The organism is Thalassotalea eurytherma (assembly GCF_030161415.1).
In the GTDB taxonomy this organism is placed as follows: domain Bacteria; phylum Pseudomonadota; class Gammaproteobacteria; order Enterobacterales; family Alteromonadaceae; genus Thalassotalea_G; species Thalassotalea_G eurytherma.
Map to the genome: position 1 here is coordinate 42,975 of NZ_BSSU01000008.1, position 21,762 is coordinate 64,736.

Annotated in this window: 21 protein-coding genes; 6 read left to right on the top strand and 15 right to left on the bottom strand. The window is 39.1% G+C overall.

Annotated elements, in window-relative coordinates; translation table 11 throughout:
• Window positions 1-186: 186 nt before the first annotated feature.
• From QQK02_RS08605 to QQK02_RS08665, 13 genes are all read right to left on the bottom strand, one after another.
• Entirely contained in the window at window positions 187-2,499 is a 2,313-nt protein-coding gene (locus tag QQK02_RS08605; RefSeq protein ID WP_284207592.1) for an efflux RND transporter permease subunit, read from the bottom strand.
• Window positions 2,500-2,503: 4 nt separating this feature from the next.
• Window positions 2,504-3,511: a WD40/YVTN/BNR-like repeat-containing protein gene (locus tag QQK02_RS08610; RefSeq protein ID WP_284207593.1), complete on the bottom strand. Its 1,008-nt coding sequence runs from the start codon at window positions 3,509-3,511 to the stop codon at window positions 2,504-2,506.
• Window positions 3,512-3,643: 132 nt separating this feature from the next.
• The gene (locus QQK02_RS08615; RefSeq protein ID WP_284207594.1) at window positions 3,644-5,008 is read right to left on the bottom strand and encodes a DUF1329 domain-containing protein; all 1,365 of its coding nucleotides are present in this window, start codon (window positions 5,006-5,008) and stop codon (window positions 3,644-3,646) included.
• 10 nt (window positions 5,009-5,018) lie between these two features.
• Window positions 5,019-7,067 carry a DUF1302 domain-containing protein gene (locus QQK02_RS08620; protein ID WP_284207595.1) on the bottom strand — a complete coding sequence of 683 codons (2,049 nt, stop codon included), beginning with the start codon at window positions 7,065-7,067 and terminating at the stop codon, window positions 5,019-5,021.
• Between the two features lie 322 nt (window positions 7,068-7,389).
• Complete coding sequence (locus QQK02_RS08625) at window positions 7,390-7,611, bottom strand: DUF2835 domain-containing protein (RefSeq protein ID WP_284207596.1); 222 nt, start codon at window positions 7,609-7,611, stop codon at window positions 7,390-7,392.
• Between the two features lie 2 nt (window positions 7,612-7,613).
• Window positions 7,614-10,166 carry an aminopeptidase N gene (pepN, locus tag QQK02_RS08630; RefSeq protein WP_284207597.1) on the bottom strand — a complete coding sequence of 851 codons (2,553 nt, stop codon included), beginning with the start codon at window positions 10,164-10,166 and terminating at the stop codon, window positions 7,614-7,616.
• Window positions 10,167-10,256: 90 nt separating this feature from the next.
• On the bottom strand, window positions 10,257-11,708 hold the full coding sequence (gene nhaC, locus QQK02_RS08635) for a Na+/H+ antiporter NhaC (RefSeq protein WP_284207598.1): 1,452 nt from the start codon (window positions 11,706-11,708) through the stop codon (window positions 10,257-10,259).
• A gap of 213 nt (window positions 11,709-11,921) precedes the next feature.
• Window positions 11,922-13,952, bottom strand: coding sequence for a carboxy terminal-processing peptidase (gene prc / locus QQK02_RS08640; RefSeq protein ID WP_284207599.1), 2,031 nt, complete (start codon window positions 13,950-13,952; stop codon window positions 11,922-11,924).
• Between the two features lie 18 nt (window positions 13,953-13,970).
• Entirely contained in the window at window positions 13,971-14,618 is a 648-nt protein-coding gene (proQ, locus tag QQK02_RS08645) for an RNA chaperone ProQ (protein ID WP_284207601.1), read from the bottom strand.
• 19 nt (window positions 14,619-14,637) lie between these two features.
• Window positions 14,638-14,925, bottom strand: a complete 288-nt coding sequence (locus QQK02_RS08650; protein ID WP_284207603.1) for a hypothetical protein — start codon at window positions 14,923-14,925, stop codon at window positions 14,638-14,640.
• A complete protein-coding gene (locus QQK02_RS08655; protein ID WP_284207604.1) occupies window positions 14,925-15,386 on the bottom strand; it encodes a GAF domain-containing protein in 462 nt (153 codons plus the stop codon). Before QQK02_RS08655 ends, QQK02_RS08650 begins: the two co-directional genes overlap by 1 nt.
• 88 nt (window positions 15,387-15,474) lie before the next feature.
• Entirely contained in the window at window positions 15,475-16,233 is a 759-nt protein-coding gene (locus tag QQK02_RS08660) for an SIMPL domain-containing protein (RefSeq protein WP_284207605.1), read from the bottom strand.
• Window positions 16,234-16,242: 9 nt separating this feature from the next.
• Window positions 16,243-16,878 (bottom strand): DUF2057 domain-containing protein, encoded by a 636-nt coding sequence (locus QQK02_RS08665; protein WP_284207607.1) that lies wholly within the window; start codon window positions 16,876-16,878, stop codon window positions 16,243-16,245.
• A 133-nt stretch (window positions 16,879-17,011) separates the two neighbouring features.
• Between QQK02_RS08665 and QQK02_RS08670 the strand changes: the two genes are divergently transcribed.
• The 6 genes from QQK02_RS08670 to QQK02_RS08695 all read left to right on the top strand — a co-directional run bounded on the left by QQK02_RS08670 (window position 17,012) and on the right by QQK02_RS08695 (window position 19,845).
• Window positions 17,012-17,620, top strand: a complete 609-nt coding sequence (locus tag QQK02_RS08670; RefSeq protein WP_284207608.1) for a DNA-3-methyladenine glycosylase I — start codon at window positions 17,012-17,014, stop codon at window positions 17,618-17,620.
• Between the two features lie 128 nt (window positions 17,621-17,748).
• Window positions 17,749-18,408, top strand: coding sequence for a Bax inhibitor-1/YccA family protein (locus QQK02_RS08675; protein WP_284207610.1), 660 nt, complete (start codon window positions 17,749-17,751; stop codon window positions 18,406-18,408).
• Window positions 18,409-18,483: 75 nt separating this feature from the next.
• Complete coding sequence (gene tusD, locus QQK02_RS08680; protein WP_284207611.1) at window positions 18,484-18,855, top strand: sulfurtransferase complex subunit TusD; 372 nt, start codon at window positions 18,484-18,486, stop codon at window positions 18,853-18,855.
• Window positions 18,856-18,863: 8 nt separating this feature from the next.
• Entirely contained in the window at window positions 18,864-19,220 is a 357-nt protein-coding gene (gene tusC / locus QQK02_RS08685) for a sulfurtransferase complex subunit TusC (RefSeq protein WP_284207612.1), read from the top strand.
• Window positions 19,221-19,234: 14 nt separating this feature from the next.
• Window positions 19,235-19,519, top strand: a complete 285-nt coding sequence (gene tusB / locus QQK02_RS08690) for a sulfurtransferase complex subunit TusB (protein ID WP_284207613.1) — start codon at window positions 19,235-19,237, stop codon at window positions 19,517-19,519.
• Window positions 19,516-19,845: a TusE/DsrC/DsvC family sulfur relay protein gene (locus QQK02_RS08695; RefSeq protein ID WP_284207614.1), complete on the top strand. Its 330-nt coding sequence runs from the start codon at window positions 19,516-19,518 to the stop codon at window positions 19,843-19,845. Before tusB ends, QQK02_RS08695 begins: the two co-directional genes overlap by 4 nt.
• On the opposite strand, the gene QQK02_RS08700 is transcribed toward QQK02_RS08695, so the two are convergent.
• Window positions 19,846-20,049, bottom strand: a complete 204-nt coding sequence (locus QQK02_RS08700) for a hypothetical protein (protein WP_284207616.1) — start codon at window positions 20,047-20,049, stop codon at window positions 19,846-19,848. It lies immediately after the preceding gene.
• Between the two features lie 130 nt (window positions 20,050-20,179).
• The gene (locus QQK02_RS08705) at window positions 20,180-21,625 is read right to left on the bottom strand and encodes a glyceraldehyde-3-phosphate dehydrogenase (RefSeq protein WP_284207617.1); all 1,446 of its coding nucleotides are present in this window, start codon (window positions 21,623-21,625) and stop codon (window positions 20,180-20,182) included.
• Between the last annotated feature and the right edge of the window lie 137 nt (window positions 21,626-21,762).

Consider the following 21,762-nt stretch of genomic DNA (forward strand, 5'->3'; position numbering starts at 1 on the left):
TTTATTATGGAATTGTCTAATAGCATAGACTATTGCTAGGATTTTATTAGCTATTTTAAGGTATTGCGAGTGTTTTTTTATAGATTAGACCACTAAAAAATAGCCGTTTGAAGGGATTTTGTTTTTCTATTTATAAGTTTTGAATAGAAAATGGCCTTTCGGCCATTTTCTTGATTAATTATGCAGTTATTTTTTTTCTCGCCATAGTATTGAAGCAAGGGCTGGTAGCACGACAATTGCTGCTAACATGTTAACTAAAAACATAAATGTCATTAATATCCCCATATCTACTTGGAACTTAAGATCTGAGAAGAACCACGTTGAAACGCCAATGGCCAAGGTAACACCGGTAATAAGTACCGCACTACCACGTTCTGTTAATGCTGCTAAATAGGCATTATAAACTGTATCGCCGTTGCGCAGTCGCGTTGCCATCGTTGACAGAATGTAAATACCGTAATCGACACCAATACCAACACCTAACGCAATAACAGGTAGTGTTGAAACGGTTAAGCCAATATCGAGTTTAGTCATTAACCATTGCGCTAAGGTAGAAACAACATAAAGTGGTAATACAACTGAAATTGTTGCTCTAACGCTTCTAAAGCTAATCAAACACAAGACGATAACCGCTGCATAAACATATATCATCATCGGTAACTGTGCGGCTTCAACTGCTTCGTTAGTTGCTGCCATAACACCAACAGGGCCAGATGCTAGTTTAAACTGCAGTTGTTCATTGTTTAATTCACTTGCATAAAGTTTAACCTTATCAACAACACGGTTAATGGTTTCTGCTTTATGATCTTCTAGGAATAAAATAACTGGCATGACACTACAGTTACGATCCAATAAGCCACTTGATGTAGGAACACGTGAAATAGATTGCACTAAAGACTGCTGATTACGTGACAAACTACGCCACTTAGGGTTACCTTCGTTGTAACCTGCATTTACGATTTTAGCGACACTTGCCAAACTAATAGCAGAATCTACACCCGGTACGTTTTCCATTTTCCATTGAAACTCATCCATCACAGCTAATGTTTCGTGTGACGTACAAGCATTAGGGTACGCTTCAACAATCACTGAGATATAGTCGACGGTAATCGCATACTTATCCGTTATTAAGAAAGTATCTTGGTTATAGCGTGAATCTTCATGAAGTGCTGGTGCACCTGCATGTAACTCCCCTATTTTCATTTGCTGAGAATAATAAGCACCTGCAACAAATAACATTGCAGTTATCGATAGTATAACCTTGGCTGCCTTCGGCGTTGCAAAAACAGCTAGCTTTTTCCACACTTCTATATTTTTATTCTTTTCTAATTGCTCTTCACTATCTTTTGATAAAGACATGTAAGAGATAAGAACCGGTAATAAGATCAGGTTAGTTAAAATAATCATCGCAACACCAAGCGATGCAGTAATGGCTAATTCGCGAATAACGCCAATATCAATTGATAGTAAGGTTAAAAAACCAACCGTATCAGATAGCAATGCAACCATGCCGGGTACAAGTAGTGTTCTAAAACTAAATTGTGCTGATTCTTTTGCACTGTAGCCTTGATTAACCAGCTTTTTGACTGAGTTGATCATTTGTACGGCATGACTAACACCGATAGCAAAGACTAAGAAAGGTACAAGGATAGACATTGGGTCTAGACCAAAACCTATAACCGTTAACATACCCATTTGCCAAACTACCGTCACTAACGAACAGAAAATCGGTAACAAGGTTAGTTTGAAAGATTTAGAGAAAAAGAACACCATTAAGGCAGTTATAGCAATAGCGATACCGAAGAACGCGACAACACCTTTAGCGCCCAATGCAACATCACCGACCATTTTCGCAAAACCAATAATATGAATACTGATATTGCCTTTTTCATATTGGCTACGAATTTGATCTTCTAATTGATTCGCCAAAGAAATGGTATCAAGTTTTTTACCGGTACTTGGATCAATATCCATTAATGATGATTGCACCATTGCACAGGTGTAATCATCTGAAATTGTACGACCAACAATACCTGCTTTTTCAATATTGCTTTTAACAATAGCTAAACCACGTTCATCTGGCTTAAAATCTGCTGGTATCACTGGGCCACCAGCAAAACCATCTTCAACAACTTCGACAAATCGAGTGCTGGGTGAATATAGGGACTTTACTTGAATACGATCAACACCAGGGATGAAGAATAATTGATCATGAACACCTTTAAGCGAAGTGAAAAATTCTTCGTTGAAAATATCACCATCTTTATTACAGACACTGATAAGAATATTATTAGCACCACCAAAGTTTTCTTGGTGCTTCAAATAAGTTTTCATGTAGCTGTGGTTTAACGGTATGTTTTTTATAAAGGAAGCATCTAGGCGAATTTGACTCGCTTGATATGCAAGAAATATTGTTGTGGCTAAAAAGAGAAATAATACCGTTAAGCGGTGTCTGAAGATGCCAACTTCTATTCGATTAATAACTGATTCTGAATTCATAAGACTACTTAAAGATTGTAATTGTTTTTATGCCAACGTCTGAAACAACAATTAGCTTGCCATGAAAAACGGTACCTGCAATTAACGCCTTACCGTCAGCTTGCGGATGATGTGTAAATGTTTGACCATCGTCTTCACTACTAAGTAAAACACCTGAATTACCCAATATATAGAGTAAGTTGGTGTCAGTTAACACGATGGAATTTAGTAATGCCTGTGTTTCAGTGTCAACAGCTTGCCAAGGTGCACCATTACGTAAACTTCTAAATGCGTTACCTCGCAAACCAACAACTAATAGGTTGCCTTTACGAGTGCGCTCTAGATCGAAAAACGAACCTTGATAAATTTCATCAAAGGGCTGCCACGATTTACCAAAATCATTGCTCTTCGCAATCAAACCAATTTCACCCACCATATATAGGGTGCGACCGTCCATCGTAATACGGTTGAAGTGGGGTAAGATGCTACTTCTTTCGTCTAAATAAGCTTCTTCATCTTCTTGCTTTAGCTCATTTAAATAATCTATATCTTCTTGGAAAAGAAATTCTTCGTGAAATTCTTTAATCCATGTGTTGCCGCCATCTTGGGTGCGATAAAACATGCCATATGCACCGATAGCTAAACCATTTAACTCATCTTTAAAGACAACATCTAGTAACGGCTTTTCAAGATGAGGAAAAAATTGCTGAATTGACCAAGTAGCACCACCATCAGTGGTTTGTAGAATACTCGCGTCGTGCCCTACTGCCCAACCTTTTTGGCTGTTAATAAAATAAACAGCGGTAAGTGTTGATGTTACCGGTACATTCGCTTGTTGCCAATTTTCACCGTCTGTTGATAACAATACATGGCCATATTCGCCAACTGCAACGAGTCGGTCTGCGCCTGCCGTGGTGATATCTAGTAAAAGTGATTTATTTGCAAGAGGTGCTTGCCATGATGGAGAAGGAGTTTGGTCGGCAACAGCAACAAAACTCAAAAAACTAAATACGAAAGCCCAAAATTGCTTCATCGATAATACTCTCAAATTTAAACAAAAAACGGCTGGGTTAGCAGCCGTTTTTACTTAGCGCGATTCACTTAATGGTTTAGCAGTTAAACCCCTAATAGGCAGATGAATACACGCTACTTTCTACGACCGTTCTTAACGACGACCTTCACGACGTAATGCCGCTGGTGTAAATGATTTTTCTTCTAACTTAGAAGAGAAGTCATACATTTTTGCTTGGTTGTCTAAACCAATAGCAATGTAACGTCTAGACTGAAGGTCATGGAACACTTCAAGCGTAGACCATTGTGCCGGTAATTCATAATAGTTTAAGCCATGTGCTACACCAACGCGGTATAACTGATCACGGTTATCATAAATATCGGTTACCGCAATTTGCCAACTATCTTCATCAATAAAGAAAACACGTTTTTTATAGATGTGGCGCGTATCTTCTTTTAAGTTAGCTTCAACAACCCACACACGGTGTTTCTCGTAACGCACGTGCTCAGGATTAATGTGACCTGGCTTAACAATGTCTTTATAACTTAATTCATTGCTGTGTAAACGATAGTCATTGTAAGGAATCAGTAACTCTTGTTTACCTTTCAATGTCCACGTATAACGATCTGGAGCACCATTATACATATCGAAATCATCAGTTGTTCTTAAACCATCTGACGCTGTACCCGGTGCATCATAAGCAACGTTTGGTGCACGACGAACACGACGTTGACCTGTGTTGTATGTCCATGCTTGACGAGGCGTTTTGATTTGGTCCATGGTTTCATGAACAAGTAATGCAGTACCTGCTAAACGCGCAGGCTCAGATACTTTTTGCTTGAACTTAAACAAGATGTTTGATTCTTGCAATTGCTCTGGCTGAGCGCCTTTTACGTTATAAGGTAAAATTAGTTGCTCATCAAAACCAATGTAAGTGAAGTCACCGCCTGCAGTTGGTGCAGCTTGACCACCTTGACGAATAACGCTTTCACCACGATAACGTAAAATATGGTTCCAAATCGCTTCTAAACCTGTTGCTGGAACCGGAAACGGCACACCAACTGCTGCTTGAGTAATACCATTACCACCTTCAATTAACTCAGCACGTGCTGCGTTAGCAACTGATGCATCATAAACATGTTGTGGAAACGACGCACTGCGACGCGTTTGGTAAACATTCATTTTGTAGGTGTCAGGGTAAGTTTCAAATAACTTGATTTGACCCGGTGTTAATAAATCACGGTATTGTGAAAGGTTTTGTGCGGTTACCGTAAATTCAACTTTATCACCTGCAAATGGGTCAATATGATGTTGACCTGGTGTGTAACCCGCTGGTGCAGACGTGATACCACCTGTCCACTCAGGAATTGAACCATCAGCATTAGCTCCTTTCTCAGCACCCATTGGTGTTAAGCTAGTGCCAAGTTTCGCTGCTTCATCAGCAGAAATCTTTGCCATTGCACCAGTTGTCGCTAAAGCACATGATACAGCTAATGACAATAATGTAATTTTTTTCATGTTAAATGCCTTAAATTGAATACTTAATGTTGAAAGATACGTAATCACGATCTTCTAACTTGTTCGTCGTACCTACACCATCAAAGAATGAGTTGTACGTGATATCAGCAGCCCAACGACTTTGGTAATCAAATGATAAACCTAAAGAAACAGACTTACGCTTTTCAATGAACAAGAACAATGGATCTGGTGTAATACCATCAACATCATGCGAGAAAACAACGCGAGGAGACATGTTCACGCCGGCAAATACGTTAGTGTAGTCTAACTTACCAACTAAACGGTAACCCCAAGCAAACTCAGTAGGGAATGGGTTAGTTTCAACACCATCTTGTAGGGCTAACTCTAGACCTTCTTTACCTTCAATGCCGCCATTACGAGCAGTACCAGGACCATTTAAACGTAATACGTCTTCATCTGGCATATCGTTAATGTTGATACCACCAACTTCAAGTAAACCCGTTACTTGGCTAGCACCAAACATTGGACCAAATAGGTGAGTGAACGTCATTTGTGCTTGAACAGTGTCAGATAAGATATAACCAGGAGCGCGTTCGCCTTGGCCAAATACTGGCATTTGTGAAACGCCATCTAAATCTGGACGTAAACCTGCATTTGCTAATTGTTGAGGCATCGCAGCAAATAGAAGCTCTACATCATCAATTTGAAGAGGCTCATCTTGACGGAAAGTAATTTCACCAGCTACCGCTGTTGTGCCAGCAGTTGTGTTGAAACTCATTGCATATAACTGAATGTCTTCTACATAATCAAGCTCAACTTTTGAGAATGAATTTAACATGTAGTAGTTGTCTTCAGTGATTTGACCGCCGGCAATCATACCTAAGTCAGCGCCAATAGCTTCAGCTGAAAAATCAGCTGTCACACCAGAAAATACTGGACGACGACTGTGATAATTCATGTAGTAAAGGCTTAGCTCTGTATCGTTTAATTCAGGTAAGAACCATGATAAACGTAGACCATATTGACCACCATCATCAGGTTCAACTTCCGCAACGCTACCTGGTGCTTTTAACGTTAGTTTTGTCGGATAAGCTAAATACATTTGTGATGCAGTTGCTGTGTCAATAGCGCCAGCACGCATCAGGTCACCCATACCATTAAGACTTGCCATTAAGAAGTCTAAATCCATATCTGGGTTACCAGAGAAACCTAATTGAACATTATTGTAGTGACCACCGTCGCCAGCAAAATCGTTGGTAGAGAAGTAACTGCCTGGCGCAGGAAGAACCGTTTTCTCCCAACGGTATTGGTAGAACGCTTCAACGTTGAAGTTTTCAGTAACACCTAATGACGCCCACACGGCACCAAACGGAATGAATGCTTCTTTTAATTCAGCACCTGGTGCACGTAAACGCGCGATATCAACTGGGTTTAGTTCACTAATACCATGAGAGATCAATGCGCTCTCACCCCAGCTAATTACTTGGTCACCAATTCGCACTGATAACGGCATATCACCTACGTAGAAATCACCGTAAACGAAAGCATCTAATAAACGGATATCTTTACATACCTGCTCTTTCGCTTCTTCGTCTCGACATACTTCATTGTTTTGTTGAGAAGTAGGGTTAACCCAAGGGCGCTCACTATCCATCATTTCAAAATCGTAGAAATACATACCACGAGCAAAGAAACCAAAATCACCGTAACGGATTTCTAATTCGTGTGTGCCTTTGAAAACAGAAGAAAAAGCTTCACCGGCATCGTAATTTAAATTGCCGTTGTCGCCATTATTTGAATAACCACCAGCACCGTTCCAGATGTCAGCGTTAATCGGTGTAGGGTTAGTTGCAGCATTATACTGACTAAAATCAAAACCATTGTGCAAGTTGTTAGACTTACCAATGTTGTCATTCCAGTTTCTATTTTCAACACGCCAACTCTGGCCATAACTAAATGTTGAATCGAAACTAATATCGAAATCCCCTACTTGGAAATTTGCCGCTAAAGCATTATTCGCTGATAAAGCTAACATAGCTGCTGCTATGCCAACCGCTACCGGCTTTTTATAAAACTTTGCGTGAGGGCTATGTTTCATTAATTCTCTCCCCAAATGCGAAACAATTTTTATTTTTTTATTTCCACGAGGTTGTGGATGAAACAATAATTACATCATTTGAACTAACTAGCAAGCCTTAAAAACAACTCTAAAGCCCACTATTTACAAAGACTTTAGCAAGAGATCGAACCAGAAAAGGAAGGCTGTTTAAAACACTTGTTTAAAACGAAGTTTAGTAAATTTTTAGGATTAGCCTGTGATAACCACTATTCGTGCGTTAACACTTTGTCGAAAAGGAATTACAAACCTTTACAATAAGGCGTAAAGATGGTCTGACCACTGTTTAAAGCAAAAGCTCTAACTAACGGATTTTTGTTAAAGAAAGAAATTTACCTTGTTCAGTTTTTAAGCAAAAAAAACCTCTAATGCCTAAGGTATCTATATACTTCCGTAAATGCATCGCAGGAAACTCAACTCGTAGGCCAGTGGTTGTGGTAACGACAAGACTTTGCACCTTACCCTGATAGTAAGGCAAAAAGTCTTGTGTCGTCATGTTCAAAGAAAAGTAAAACGTTTGGCTCATCGTTAACCTAAAGCAGCGTTGATTTTCTCAGTTAAGTCTTTTGATAAATTGTCTAAGTTGCTTAACTTTACGAGTTGCGATTGCATCATCGCTTTACGTTTTTCTTCATATTGTTTGAATGCCAGTAATGGCGTAATTAATCGCGCAGCAACTTGTGGGTTGATGGTATTAAGTGCGATTAATTGAGTTGTTAAAAATTCATATCCTCTGCCCGTAGCGCAATGAAAATGCTTAGGGTTATTCATTGAAAAGCTGCCAATCAATGAACGAGCCCTATTGGGGTTATTTAAACTAAAATCATCACGTTTAGTTAGCGCTTCTAAGTTGGCAAAGATGTCATCACCTTGCTGCATGCCTTGCAAAGAAAACCATTTATCCATGACTAACGTGGTATCTAACCATTTATCTTCAAAATCTTTCATCAGCGCATCGGTATTTTCGAGACTTTGATTGATGGCTGCCGTCAATGCAGCAAGGTTTTCAGTCATGTTTTGGCCGTTATCATAATGATTCTGTACTAACTGCTCATTATTTGTATCAAGCACAAGGTAACTTAAACAAGCACTTGCAAGCGCTCTCGTTTGTGGAGTGCGTGTATTGGTTTGCTGACACGCTTGATAACACCTTGATAAAACGTTTGATAAACCATTGGCTAAGAATAATTTTAACGTTTTTAACGCATGAATAATTTTCTCAGGATCTATTATTTGCTGGTTATCAGCAATTTCACCAAAACTTGGTAGTGTGAGTTGTTCGGCTTTAAGCGCATCGTCTAAGTCGTTACTCGTTAACATCACTTCAAAGGCAGCAATTAACTCGTTTGGTAATATGTAGTCAGGCGTATCAATTAAACGCTCGATATAGCGCATAAACAGTTTTTGGCCAGCATCCCATTGACAAAAGGTGTTTTGAGCGTTCTGCATGACGGTAATGAGCTCTTCATCACTTTGATCAAAGTTAACTTTTACAGGCGCGCTAAAGTCACCCAAGAATGCGGTAACTGGCTTTTCATCAAACATCGAAAAATGCCAAGTTTGCTTCGCTTCGGTTAACTCAAGTAAATGTTCTTGAGAAACGCCACCTGCTAGCAGCTCAACTTTTATCGGAATATGCAAGGCATGCTTTTCCTGTTGCTGTGCCGTTGGCATATTTTTCTGTTCAACCGTTAGCGCATATTCACCTGTTGTCGGATCAAAGCTTTCATTTACTAACAATAAAGGGGTGCCTGATTGTGAATACCAACGCTTAAATATAGAAAGATCTTTGTTTGAAGCATCGGCCATTGCGTTTACAAAGTCATCACAGGTAACCGCCATTCCGTCAAAACGTTCAAAATATAAATCAATACCTTTTCTGAAGTTTTCTTTACCTAATAATGTATACATCATTCGAATAACTTCAGAGCCTTTTTCATAAACCGTCAAGGTGTAGAAATTATTCATTTCCATCACTTTTTCAGGTCGAATCGGATGCGCCATTGGGCTAGCGTCTTCGGCAAATTGATGGGCACGTAGCACACGTACATTTTGAATTCTTGTAACAGCAGCACTATGCATATCTGCGCTAAATTGCTGATCACGAAAAACCGTCAACCCTTCTTTTAAACTCAGTTGGAACCAATCACGACAGGTAACTCGGTTTCCGGTCCAGTTATGGAAATACTCGTGAGCAATGACGGCTTCAATATTGAAATAGTCCGTATCAGTGGCGGTTGCTTCATCGGCTAGCACATATTTTGAATTGAAAACATTAAGACCTTTATTTTCCATCGCCCCCATGTTGAAGAAATCAACGGCTACTATCATATAGATATCTAAGTCGTATGCTAAACCAAAAACCTCTTCATCCCACTTCATCGATTTTTTCAACGACGTCATCGCATGATGTGCTTTTGATAAGTTGCCTTTATCTACAAAGATTTCTAACGCGACATTTCGTCCTTCTAACGTTGTAAAACTATCCGTTAATAAATCAAAATCACCGGCAACTAACGCAAACAAATAACACGGCTTAGGAAACGGGTCCTGCCAAGTTACAAAATGTTGACCGTTTTCCAGATCACCACTGTCAATTTTATTACCATTTGATAAAAGCTGAGGAAAACTCTCTTTAGCGGCGATAACTTTGGTCGTAAATGTTGCCATGACATCTGGGCGATCTAAATAATAGGTAATGCGCCTAAAACCTTCCGCTTCACATTGGGTACAAAAAGCATCACCCGACTTAAATAGACCTTCTAGCGCAGTATTGTTTAATGGGTCTATCTGGGTTTCAATAACCACAGTGTTATGCTGCTGAGTTAACGCAAAAACTAGTTCCGTATCTGACAACTGATAATCGTCTTTTGTTAACGTTGTGCCATTGACCTTGATACTCAATAACGATAAATGCTCACCATTAAGTGTAATGTTTGATTGGTCGCTAACCTTCTCAATCGCCATTTCATTAACAACGCGGGTTTTCGTGTCATCAAGATTAAAACAAAGATTAACTGTATCAATGTGAAAATCTGGCGTTTGGTAGTCAGCTAAATAGCGAGTTGTTGATTGAGTCATAGCAATAGTCCAAAAACTAAATGTAATAGATGTATATAAAGAAAAGCCTGCGATGAACAGGCTTTTGAATAATTATGTTATTAAATAATTTTATACTGGTTTAACTAATTTTTTAATCTTAAACCCAATAAAGCCATAAATCACAGCCAAAATAGGGTTAATAATATTAAAGAAACAGTAGAATAAGTAATCTAGCGGGTTAACCATTAGTACGCTGTACATATAGGCACCACAGGTATTCCAAGGGATAAGTGGTGACGTAATGGTACCTGAATCTTCTAAGGTACGGCTTAATACAACGGGATGTAAACCGCGGCGCTCATATTCTTCTTTATACATGCGACCAGGCATTACAATGGCCATGTATTGATCGGCTGTTATAAGGTTAGTACTGATACAGGTAGCGACCGTTGAAGCGATCAAGCTGCCCGTAGACTTAGCTGTTTTAAGAATCGCATTAACAAAGACCTTTAACATGCCTAAGTGCTCTAGAACGGCGCCAAAACTTAACGCACACATAATTAACCATGTTGTATTAAGCATGCTAGACATGCCACCACCACTCAACAAGTCATTTAATTCGCTATTACCGGTTTCAATCGCAACACCATCAAAAAATGCTGTCCAAACAACGCGAAGGTTTGCTTCTGACTGGCTAAAGCCCTCACCTGCTAATCGAGCAATAAGTTCCGGCTGAAAAATTACCGCCCAAATTGCACCGATAATTGCACCAATAGATACCGCGATAAACGCTGGAGCTTTGCGAATAGCTAAAACGAGTAACACAACTAATGGAATTAAGTTAAAAATACTTAAGTTAAATTGTGAAGCGAGCTGCTCATTTAAAGAGTCAATCGCTTGTGTTGATGCTGTCGTTGATTCACTAAAACCTAAGATAGTAAAAATTACTAGTGCAGTTGCAATAGATGGCACTGTTGTCCAAAGCATGTAACGAATGTGAGCAAATAACTCACTGCCGGCAATCGCTGGTGCTAAGTTGGTTGTTTCTGACAATGGTGACACTTTGTCACCAAAGTATGCGCCTGAGATAACGGCACCAGCTGTTATTGCTGGTGATAAATCAAGGCCTTGAGAAATACCTAACAAGGCAACACCTATGGTCGCTGCCGTTGTCCAAGAGCTACCAATACTCATCGCTACAATGCCACATATAATACATGAGGCAGCATAGAACCAAGATGGGTCTAGTATTTTAAGACCATAATAAATCATGGTTGGTACAGTACCTGAGAGTAACCATGTACCGATTAACGCACCTACAGACAGTAAAATTAAAATTGCGCCTAATGATAATGAAATACCATTAACAATCGCCTTTTCTATCTCTGCCCATGAAAAACCATTTTTGATACCAATGATAACGGCGATGCCCATTGCAACAAGTAGTGCAATTTGGTTAGGACCATATGATGAGTTATCACCAAACAATGTCACGGCTGCGGCAAGCATAATAACTAATGCAATCACTGGGATCGCTGAATCAAACATGCTTGGCGTGCGAGGAGTTGAATCTACTGACATGTGAAATTTAAAACCTGTAATTATTGTAATAATTTTATTTCGAACTACGTAAAATGCCTTGTGTTGCCTAGAAGTGCAAGCGACATTTTCAATCCATTAACATAGTGAAAAAATAAATATTCTATAAAGCTGCATAGATCATATCATTAAACTGTCACTAGGCTGAAACAAAAAAGCCGCCCTAATGGACGGCTTGATGGTATTTTGTACAACCTAGTTTTTAGCGAGTCTATTAAGTTCGATATAATCGAAGGTAATTTTTGCGGTCTCATCTAAAAACACGTCTAACTCTTCTAATTCTTCGGGTAAATCATCGATAGTTGTTATCGCTTCTTTACCTAACTTAGCTAAACGCTCATTAGCTCTCGTTAGTTGTTTTGTCTTGCGCTCTTCACGCTTTTGTTTGCGTTCTTCAAGGTTAAGAGAGATAGATTTATCATCTTTTTCTGCCTTATATTTCGCAATATCTTTTAGCAGGTATTCAAACTCAACATTTTCCTTAATACGTTGCTGATGCAAGCTATCTAAATAGCTGACATCTACAGGTGACGTAGTTACTTGGCGATAGTTGGCTTTAGGTACTTGATCCCATACTAATGCATTCTCTTCTTTACTTTCGCCCCACTCTTCTGGGTCTACTGCCGAAGGAAATGCTATATCAGGCGCTACACCTTTATGCTGAGTGCTACCACCATTGATGCGGTAAAACTTTGCAATGGTATATTGAATTGAACCTAATGGCTTTTCATACAAGTCATACACTCGACCTAAACCGCGATGCTGCTGAACAGTACCTTTACCAAAGGTATTTTCACCAACGATAATGCCACGATTATAATCTTGAATCGCCGCAGAGAAAATTTCTGACGCTGAAGCACTGTAACGGTCGACCATAACAGTTAGTGGGCCATCATAATAGCTAATGCCGTCGCGATCGCTATTTACCGCTATGCGATCTGCGCCGTCTCTTACTTGAACAACAGGGCCTTTATCGATAAATAAACCGGTTAATAATGTTGCTTCAGTTAACGAGCCACCACCGTTACCGCGTAAATCAACAATAATACCTTCTACGTTCTCAGCCTTAAGACTTTCAATCTCTTTCTTAACGTCTTTAGATAAGTTGTTATAGAAGCTTGGGATTTCAATCACGCCTAATTTGCGCGCTTGCCCTTCAATAGATTCATCTATATAAACTTCAGATTTAGCAGCACGCTCTTCTAGCTTAATTTTGTCTCGTATAATTGAAACATTTTTAATGCTATCGAGGCTATCTGATTCGCCCGGTAAAACCTCTAGACGTACTTTTGTACCTTTTGGTCCTTTGATCAAATCGACCACGTCATCAAGACGCCAGCCAATGACATCAACAAACTCTTCGTCATCTTGAGATACACCAACAATACGATCTTTTGGCTTAAGTTGACTCGATTTATCAGCTGGGCCACCTGGCACAATACTTTGAATTACAGTGTAATCATCTTCGGCGCGAAGCACAGCACCAATACCTTCTAATGAAAGATTCATTTCCATTTGGAAACGTTCTGCATTGCGAGGAGATAAATAAGAGGTATGCGGCTCAACTACACGAGCAAAACTGTTCATCACAATTTGGTATACGTCTTCGCTTTCACTTTGCTTTAAACGCTTTATCGTGCTTTTGTAACGCTTACCTAATATTTCTTGGATTTTTTCCCACTCTTTCTCAGCCAATGTTAAGTTAAGGGCATCGTATTTAACTTTTTGACGCCATAACTCATTAAGCTCTTCAACTGATTTAGCATATTCTGCGTCTTCACGGTCAAAGTGATAACGCTCTTCTTTAGTGAAATCGAATGGTTTATCTAGCAACGTAAGCGCATATTCGTAACGTTCAACTCGACGCTGTAAATTTAGGTTATATATGTCATATGCAACTTGCAATTGGCCACGTGCAATAACTGCGTCAAAGTCATCTTTAAACGCACTAAACTGATCAATATCAGAGGCTAAAAATACATTTTTATTGAAGTCGAGTTGCTTAATATATCGGTCAAATATTTGATGAGATAAATCGTTATCAATCTTAAATTTTTTGTAATGACCACGCATAAATTGCGCTGTTATGCGCTTTGTCGAGACCGCGTGTTGACTCTCAGGAGCTAAAACAGGGAGTTCTTCTGGTATTTGAACATCTTTACCAAAACTAACTAATGATACTGCTGACAGAGAAACTGCGATTGCGATGCGACATAATTTATGCATGCTTCGTACTCCAAACTTTTATGAAAAAATATTTTCTACTTGTGTTTTGATTACCATGCCTGATTGAAGCTGAACGTGAACATCGTCGCCATCAACTTCTGTAATAATGGCACTCATAGGCGCGTTACCAAATTTAACTTTAACTGTAGCACCCTCTTTTAAAGTAGACGAGTCAACTGGCGTTAAGTTCACCGGTTCTTGAGGTTTTTTTGCAGGACGTTTGGCAGATTTTACATTTTTGTACTTTTGCTTTTTCTCATCACCGCCTTTATTTTTAGGGGCTTGAGAGCTTTTAGCAAACTTCTTCTGACCTTCAGCTTTATCTTTCGCTTTTTTGTTACCAAACTTTTCTTGGCTTTCTTTTAGCGATTTTGCAGCGTAATCAGCTTGTTCTTGATCGATTTCAGCAACTTGACTACCCGTTAAGTCAACGCGGTGGCTTCCTTGTTTGATAGATTTCAAGTAACGCCAGCTGCTTGTATAGTGTCTCAACGCTTGACGTAAACGTGTTTTACTGACCGCTTCATCGTCAGCTAACTTTTCAGCAAGATCTTGAAAAATGCCTACTTTTAGTGGTTTAGCTGGGCCTTCAGCCGAAAAACACTCTGGGAATTTTTCCACTAATAAAGCAATGATTTCTTTACTGCTATTTTTTTTGGTTTCCATAAATACTACTTACAAAAAATTAATTTAAATCTTCAAGATACTTCGAACGGTTTTCTAATACGTTTCTACACCATTCATAAATATCATCTGTTTCTAGTTCTGGCAAGGCTTGATCGCCTATCCAATGATGCCAAATAAGCTCTAACAATCCGACGAGCTCATCTGGCGAAATATCTTCTTCGGCAAGATCATACAATGTATGATAGAACTCATTGAGCTTTTCTGCGACAAGTTCTTCTTCTCCGTCCCAATCACCAACAACGGCTTCTGAAACGAGAAAGTCATGAATAACTACAAACTCTTTCATTAGCTCGCCATTTGCTTTTCAATGACTTTGACAATGGCTTCCAAACCTTTTTGGTCTGCGTCGTCAAAGCGATTGTATTCAACACTATCAATATCAAGTACAGCGATAACATCACCGTTATAATGTACTGGGATAACTATTTCAGCATTTGATTGTGCATCACATGCTATATGACCTTCGAACGCATGTACATCAGCAATACGTTGGGTCGTGTCCGTTGATGCGGCTGTACCACAAACGCCTTTACCAAGTTCAATTCTAATACAAGCTACCTTTCCTTGAAATGGGCCAAGTATAAGTTGTTCATCTTCTAACCGATAAAAGCCAGCCCAATTCACACCATCTAAGCGTTCAAACAAGAGCGCACTTACATTTGCCATATTGGCAATAAAATCTGACTCATCGCCAATAATTGCTTGCACTTGACCAATCAGTTCTTGATAAAAGCTTTCTTTCGTCATCAATGTTCACATCTGGTTTAAAAAAGGCGCCTAACATACCTTGAAAAGCGCCAATTTAAAAGTTTTTATCGTATTAATCGTGTATTTATTAGTGATCGATTGCAAAGCGCACAATCACTTCAGCAGTTAAGTCTAAACTCCCCGGCTGAGAGCGATGGAAAGCTCTTGATTCTGCAACAGCCATGCGAGGACGCGCTTGATAATGAGACATTTCTTCAACACTTAATACCTTGCCTAATTTAGCGCCAGTTTGTTGCGCTAATAAGTCCGCCTTAGATTTTGCGTTATCTACCGCACTTTGAAGTAACTTATTGTAAGTGTCTTCATTATTATCGACATAGCTCTGCACGGGATCTATTCTTGTCGCGCCAATTTTCACACTACTATCGAGCAGTTTGTCGTAAATGGCGAGTTCAGTTAAAACGACTTCAACCGTTCGACTAACGATAAACTCAACTTCCGTTTCTTTTTCTTTTGAGGAATGCAGCGTGGTTTCTACCAATGCCGATTTTTGAGGCGCATAAACACTCTTTATACGTTCCTCAGGTTTTAAATAGCGAACCGTTACCGTTAATTGGCTAGAGGTAACATTATCGTTTTTAACGCCAAGAGATTTTGCTAATGACGTTAATTGAGATGTCTGGCTATCGACGTATTGTTTCAGTTTAGCTGCACTATGGCCTCTTTGTTGAAAACCAAAACGTACCATAAAAGTATCTGGCACCATGGCCGCACTCGCCTTACCCACGACTTTTATTCCTGCCGGCGCAATATTTTGAGATAAGCTAGGCAAAGCATAGGTAACTGCAGTTAACCCTAACGATAAAGCGACAATAAATGATTTCATAACGTAATCTTATTTGTTAATTGAAGATAAAAATGCCTGTTTCTGTTCTGGCGAAGCTTGCTCCCACCAATAAGTAAGCATAGATAAAGCTCTTGGATCTGCACTATTTTGTTTTTTAGATGATGCGTTAGCTGGGGCTGGCCTAGTTTGAGGTGCAACATTGGTGACAGGTGCTGGAGCTTGCACGCGAACAGGCTCGGCGACAGGCATAGCTTTTGGACTTGGCGCAGTTACCGAAGCGGCCGTTAGCAAATTAACTTTTGCTACTACAACTTCCGCTTGGCTATCCGTTAATATCACGCTTGGCTTTTTAGCAAACTCCTTTCCTGCACTTTCACCATCTAACGCTGGAGTTTTCAATTTATAGTTTTGATTGTCTTGCGCGGTAAATGAAAATAGAAAAGGCTTTGAACGTATCGTAGCGAAATTTTCATCATCGTCTTCGAAAAACTCTTGATACTTAAGCAGTAGTTTTTGCTCTCCGGGGCTAATATCAAACTCAGATGATTTAGCTAAAAAACTGCCTGAGTGCTCAACACCATTTATTTCAAGTACTTTTAATGTTTCGGCAACCATAAGTTTGCCTGCAATCGCTGGGCTAGCAATTAATATAGAGCTCAATATCAGGTGTTTTAGTTTTTTCATGTGAATATCCAATGCCTTGAAAAGTATTAACATCTTATGTAAACAAACGATAAATGAAAAGTTTAATCGTGCGCTTGTGCTTGATAAGCTAGTTGACACAACATCATAACCACTGCCAGATAAAGGTTTTAAAATGAGTAAATGTCGATGCCCATGGCTAGATGAAAGTAAACCCGACTATGTGAAATATCATGATGAAGAATGGGGTGTGCCGGTATATGACGATCAGAAAATGTTTGAATGTTTAGTGTTGGAATCAGCTCAAGCAGGGCTGAGCTGGTATACAATACTGAAAAAGCGCGAAGGTTATAGAGCGGCGTTTGCTGACTTTAACATAAAGAAAGTAGCTACTTTTACTGATAAAGACGTTGAAGAACTCATCCAAAACCCTGCGATCGTTCGTAATAGGAAGAAAATAGAGGCGACGATTAACAACGCAAAACGTTTTATTGAAGTTCAACAAGAGTTTGGCAGTTTTTGTCGCTACATTTGGGGATTTGTTAACAGCAAAATTATCGTCAATGAAATGACTCAATTAGAAGATTATGTTGCGACATCGCCAATAAGTGATGCGCTAGCAAAGGATATGAAGAAGCGTGGATTTAAATTTTTAGGCTCTACTACGCTTTATTCGCATCTTCAAGCAACAGGGTTAATCAATGACCACAGTACAAACTGTTACAGACGTGATGAAATAATTTGTCAATATAGTGATAACATAAATATTAACAAACAAAATTAATTAATAGTTGAATTAAACTTTTTATGTCATAAAATGTCATAGTATTGGGTGATATGATTAAGTAGGCACTTGAAAAATAGCTTATAAGCCCAAAATTATTAGGTAATAACATTCTCAGAGGAATATATATGCAATCAATCAATACGGCGAGTCAAACCTCGTCTATCGAGATTAACAAAGTACTGAAAAATACGTACATGCTACTAGGTATGACATTAGCCTGGAGTGCTATATGTGCTGGTATTTCAATGGCTATGAACCTGCCTCATATGGCAGCGCTAGTGATGACTCTTGTTGCTTTCGTTTTATTGTTTGTTGTTCATAAGCAAGCGGATAAAGCAAGCGGCCTTATTTGGATTTTCGCTTTCACCGGTTTAATGGGTGCTTCTTTAGGACCAATGCTTAACGCTTATGCTGGTTTACCTAATGGTGGTTCATTAATCATGCAAGCGTTAGGCGGCACAGCATTAATCTTTTTTGCATTGTCAGCTTATGCGTTAACAAGTAAGAAAGACTTCTCATTCATGGGCGGCTTCTTAATGGTTGGTTTAATTGTTGTATTGGTAGCAGGTATTGCAAATATCTTCTTCCAAGTTCCTGCAATTTCTCTAGCATTAAATGCAGCAATCATCATGATTATGTCTGGTTTAATCTTGTTTGATACAAGCCGCATTATTCATGGTGGTGAGCGTAACTACATTCGCGCGACAGTATCTTTATACTTAAATATTTACAACATCTTTGTCAGCCTTCTACAATTATTAGGTGTATTTGGCGGCGACGACTAATTACAACAGTTAATTCATGCTGTTATAATAAAAGCCTCGATAATCGAGGCTTTTTTGTTTTTACGGGGAAAATAATTGAAAACTGTTGCTGTGATGATCACATCATCACCCTTATCTAACCTTACGGCGACGAGTATTGCCCTCGTTAAACAAATGTTGATGGACGATAACATCAAGCTAATTGGTGTATTCTTCTATCAAGACGGTGTGTTGAATGCTAGTGCCAGTTTATCGATTCCTGCCGACGAATATCAATCTGTAAAGCAATGGCAATCAATACATTGTGATTATCACCTACCCCTGCATCTTTGTATCACCGCCGCTGAAAAGCGAGGTTTGAGTGATGACTGGCAAGATACAAGCAATATATTGCCTGAATTTACTGTTTCAGGTTTAGGTGAATTTGTGAGTTTGTATAACTCTGCTGATCAATTGATTCAGCTTTAGGGGGAACGATGAACAAATCGATAGCGATTATCAATTCTAAAGCTCCTCTTAATGGCGCACATGCGAAAGAGTCTTTAGATCTTGCGTTAATACTTGGCTCATTTGAACAGGCTCCTAGCCTCTTTTTTATAGGCGATGGCGTTTGGCAACTGACTGAACAAAACATTGCAATGACAGGCGCAAAAGATTTCTTAAAAACGATGCAAGCTTTAAGCTTTTACGACATTGAAAACATTTATGTCTGTGAACATTCGTTGTATCAACGTAACTTACCAAACAACTTTGCCCTTGATGATGTCACCGTGTTAAATCGCACAGCACTACAAAATCAGTTAGCTAAGTTCACTAGCGTATTAAAATTTTAAAGGACGACTTTGCTATGCTTCACCTTATTCGCCAGTCGCCATATCAACAAGATATTAGTAGCGAGCTCTCAACGTTAATTTCAAATGACGATGATGTGCTACTGATAGATGACGGTGTTTACTTTTGCCAAAGCTTACACTTTGCCATTATCCAAGAAAAAGCCAAAAACATTCTTATCGTAGACGAACATCTTCAGGCACGAGGCATAACGTTTGAAAAAGCCGACAGTTTGCTACCGTTTGCTCAAATAGCAGAAATACTTGTGCAGTCTGAAAAAACATTAACATGGCAATTATGATTGAATTTAAACAACAACAAATCGAAACAGATAAGCAAGGTTATTTGCTAGATCATACGCTTTGGTCGCCAGAGCTTGGGGAAATAATCGCAGAACATGATGGTGTAAACCTAACACCGGCTCATTGGGAAGTGATTAATTTTGTTCGTGAGTTTTATTTAACGTATAACACATCGCCCGCTATTAGAGCGTTAACTAAAGCAATGAAAGCAGAATTTGGTGAAGAAAAGGCAAGTTCGCGCTACCTTTATCGGCTATTTAAAGAAGGACCGGCAAAGCAGGCTACAAAATATGCAGGCTTACCTAAGCCTGCACGATGTATCTAATTACACTTTAATATTAATATTATTGCCACTGGTTGCGGTAGGTGCAGGTAAACTCTCTAAACTGCTCGCCGCAGCTTCAATCAACTGAACGGCCATTTGACCTTCTAATTCCTGCTGATTTTGTGCTTTCTTAGCAACAGCAAGCTCTAAGGCGTCGCCTGATGCTGATTGCACAGCACTTGATGAGTGTATCGTTATTGACATATATACCCCTTGAAAAAATACGTCTGCCTTTGTGTTATCGACGGCCAACCTAATAACTTTAGCAAAAAAATAGGGGTTATGTATTTAAACATAACCCCTACCTTATATTTCTTGTTAGCTATTAATTGAATTATTTAATAGGCAACGTTGGTACGTGAACACCAGCCATTTCATGCATAACACGCACAACCTGACAGCTGTAACCAAACTCATTATCATACCAAACATATAGTACTGCGCGATCTTCATCAACGATTGTTGCTTGAGAATCAACAACACCCGCAAAACGAGAACCAACTAAATCTGTAGAAACGATTTCTGTTGAAGCAGTGTAGTCAACTTGATCTTGTAGTTTTGAGTTTAACGAAATCTCACGTAAGTAATTATTTAAATCTTCAGCAGATGTCGCTTTCTTCAAGTTAAGGTTCATAATTGCCATTGAAACATTTGGCGTAGGTACACGAATCGCATTACCCGTTAATAAACCTTTTAGCTCAGGTAGTGCTTTAGCTACAGCTTTCGCAGCACCCGTTGAAGTAATTACCATGTTCAATGGTGCGCTGCGACCACGACGAGGCGCTTTATGGTAGTTATCAATTAGGTTTTGATCGTTTGTATATGAGTGAACTGTTTCAACGTGACCATTCTTAATACCGAACTCATCATTTACTGCTTTTAGTACTGGTGTTATCGCGTTAGTTGTACAGCTAGCTGCTGAAACAATTTTGTCTTCCGCTAAAATCATATCTTCGTTAACACCATAAACGATGTTTTTGATATCACCTTTTGCTGGTGCTGTTAAAAGTACTTTAGCAACACCTGTTGATTGTAAATGTTGACCTAAACCTTCTTCGTCAGACCAAATACCTGTGTTATCAACAACAAGTGCGTTGTTAATACCGTATTCTGTGTAATCAATTTCTGATGGTGATTTAGCATAAATCACTTTAATGAAAGCACCATTTGCTTTGATGACTTTGTTTTCTTCGTCAATTGAAATACTGCCGTTGAATGCGCCATGTACCGAGTCACGACGTAATAAGCTTGCGCGTTTTGCTAGGTCACTGTCTTTACCAGGGCGAATAACAATGGCACGTAAACGTAGTTTTGAGTTAGGACCTTCACGTTCAATCAATAAACGTGCTAATAAACGCCCGATACGGCCGAAACCATATAACACAACATCTTGAGAGTTGTTATCACCAGCACTTTGAATATCAGCTAGTTCTTTTTCTAGGTATTGTTCAATTGACAAGCCATTTGCATCGCCTTTAAACAAGTAGTTGTAAGCAAGCTTACCAACATCAATGCGCGCAGGCGCTAAAGACATTTTGTTTAATGCTTCTACAAATGGGAAACTTTCACGTAAACGCAACTTGCTTTCTTCGTGCAAAGCAACTGATTTGTGCGCTTTAATAATATCGATAGGCGTAGCAGTAACTAACGGACGACCATAAACTGAAATCTCAATGCCCTTGTTGCGGTATAGCTGACCAATAATTGGCTGCATGTTCTCAGCAAATGTTTGACGCTCTTGCCAACTAGCTTGATATTCTTTTTCCGTTTGGAATGTCATTTTTTAAACCTTTATATTTAAGTCAATTGAACAGTAAGCTATTATCAATGTTATTGTTATTATTGGTTTGAAAATAGTCTCAACCTCGTTGCGGCGCATATTGTAATTCAACATGAAATATTTCTCTACCGATTACA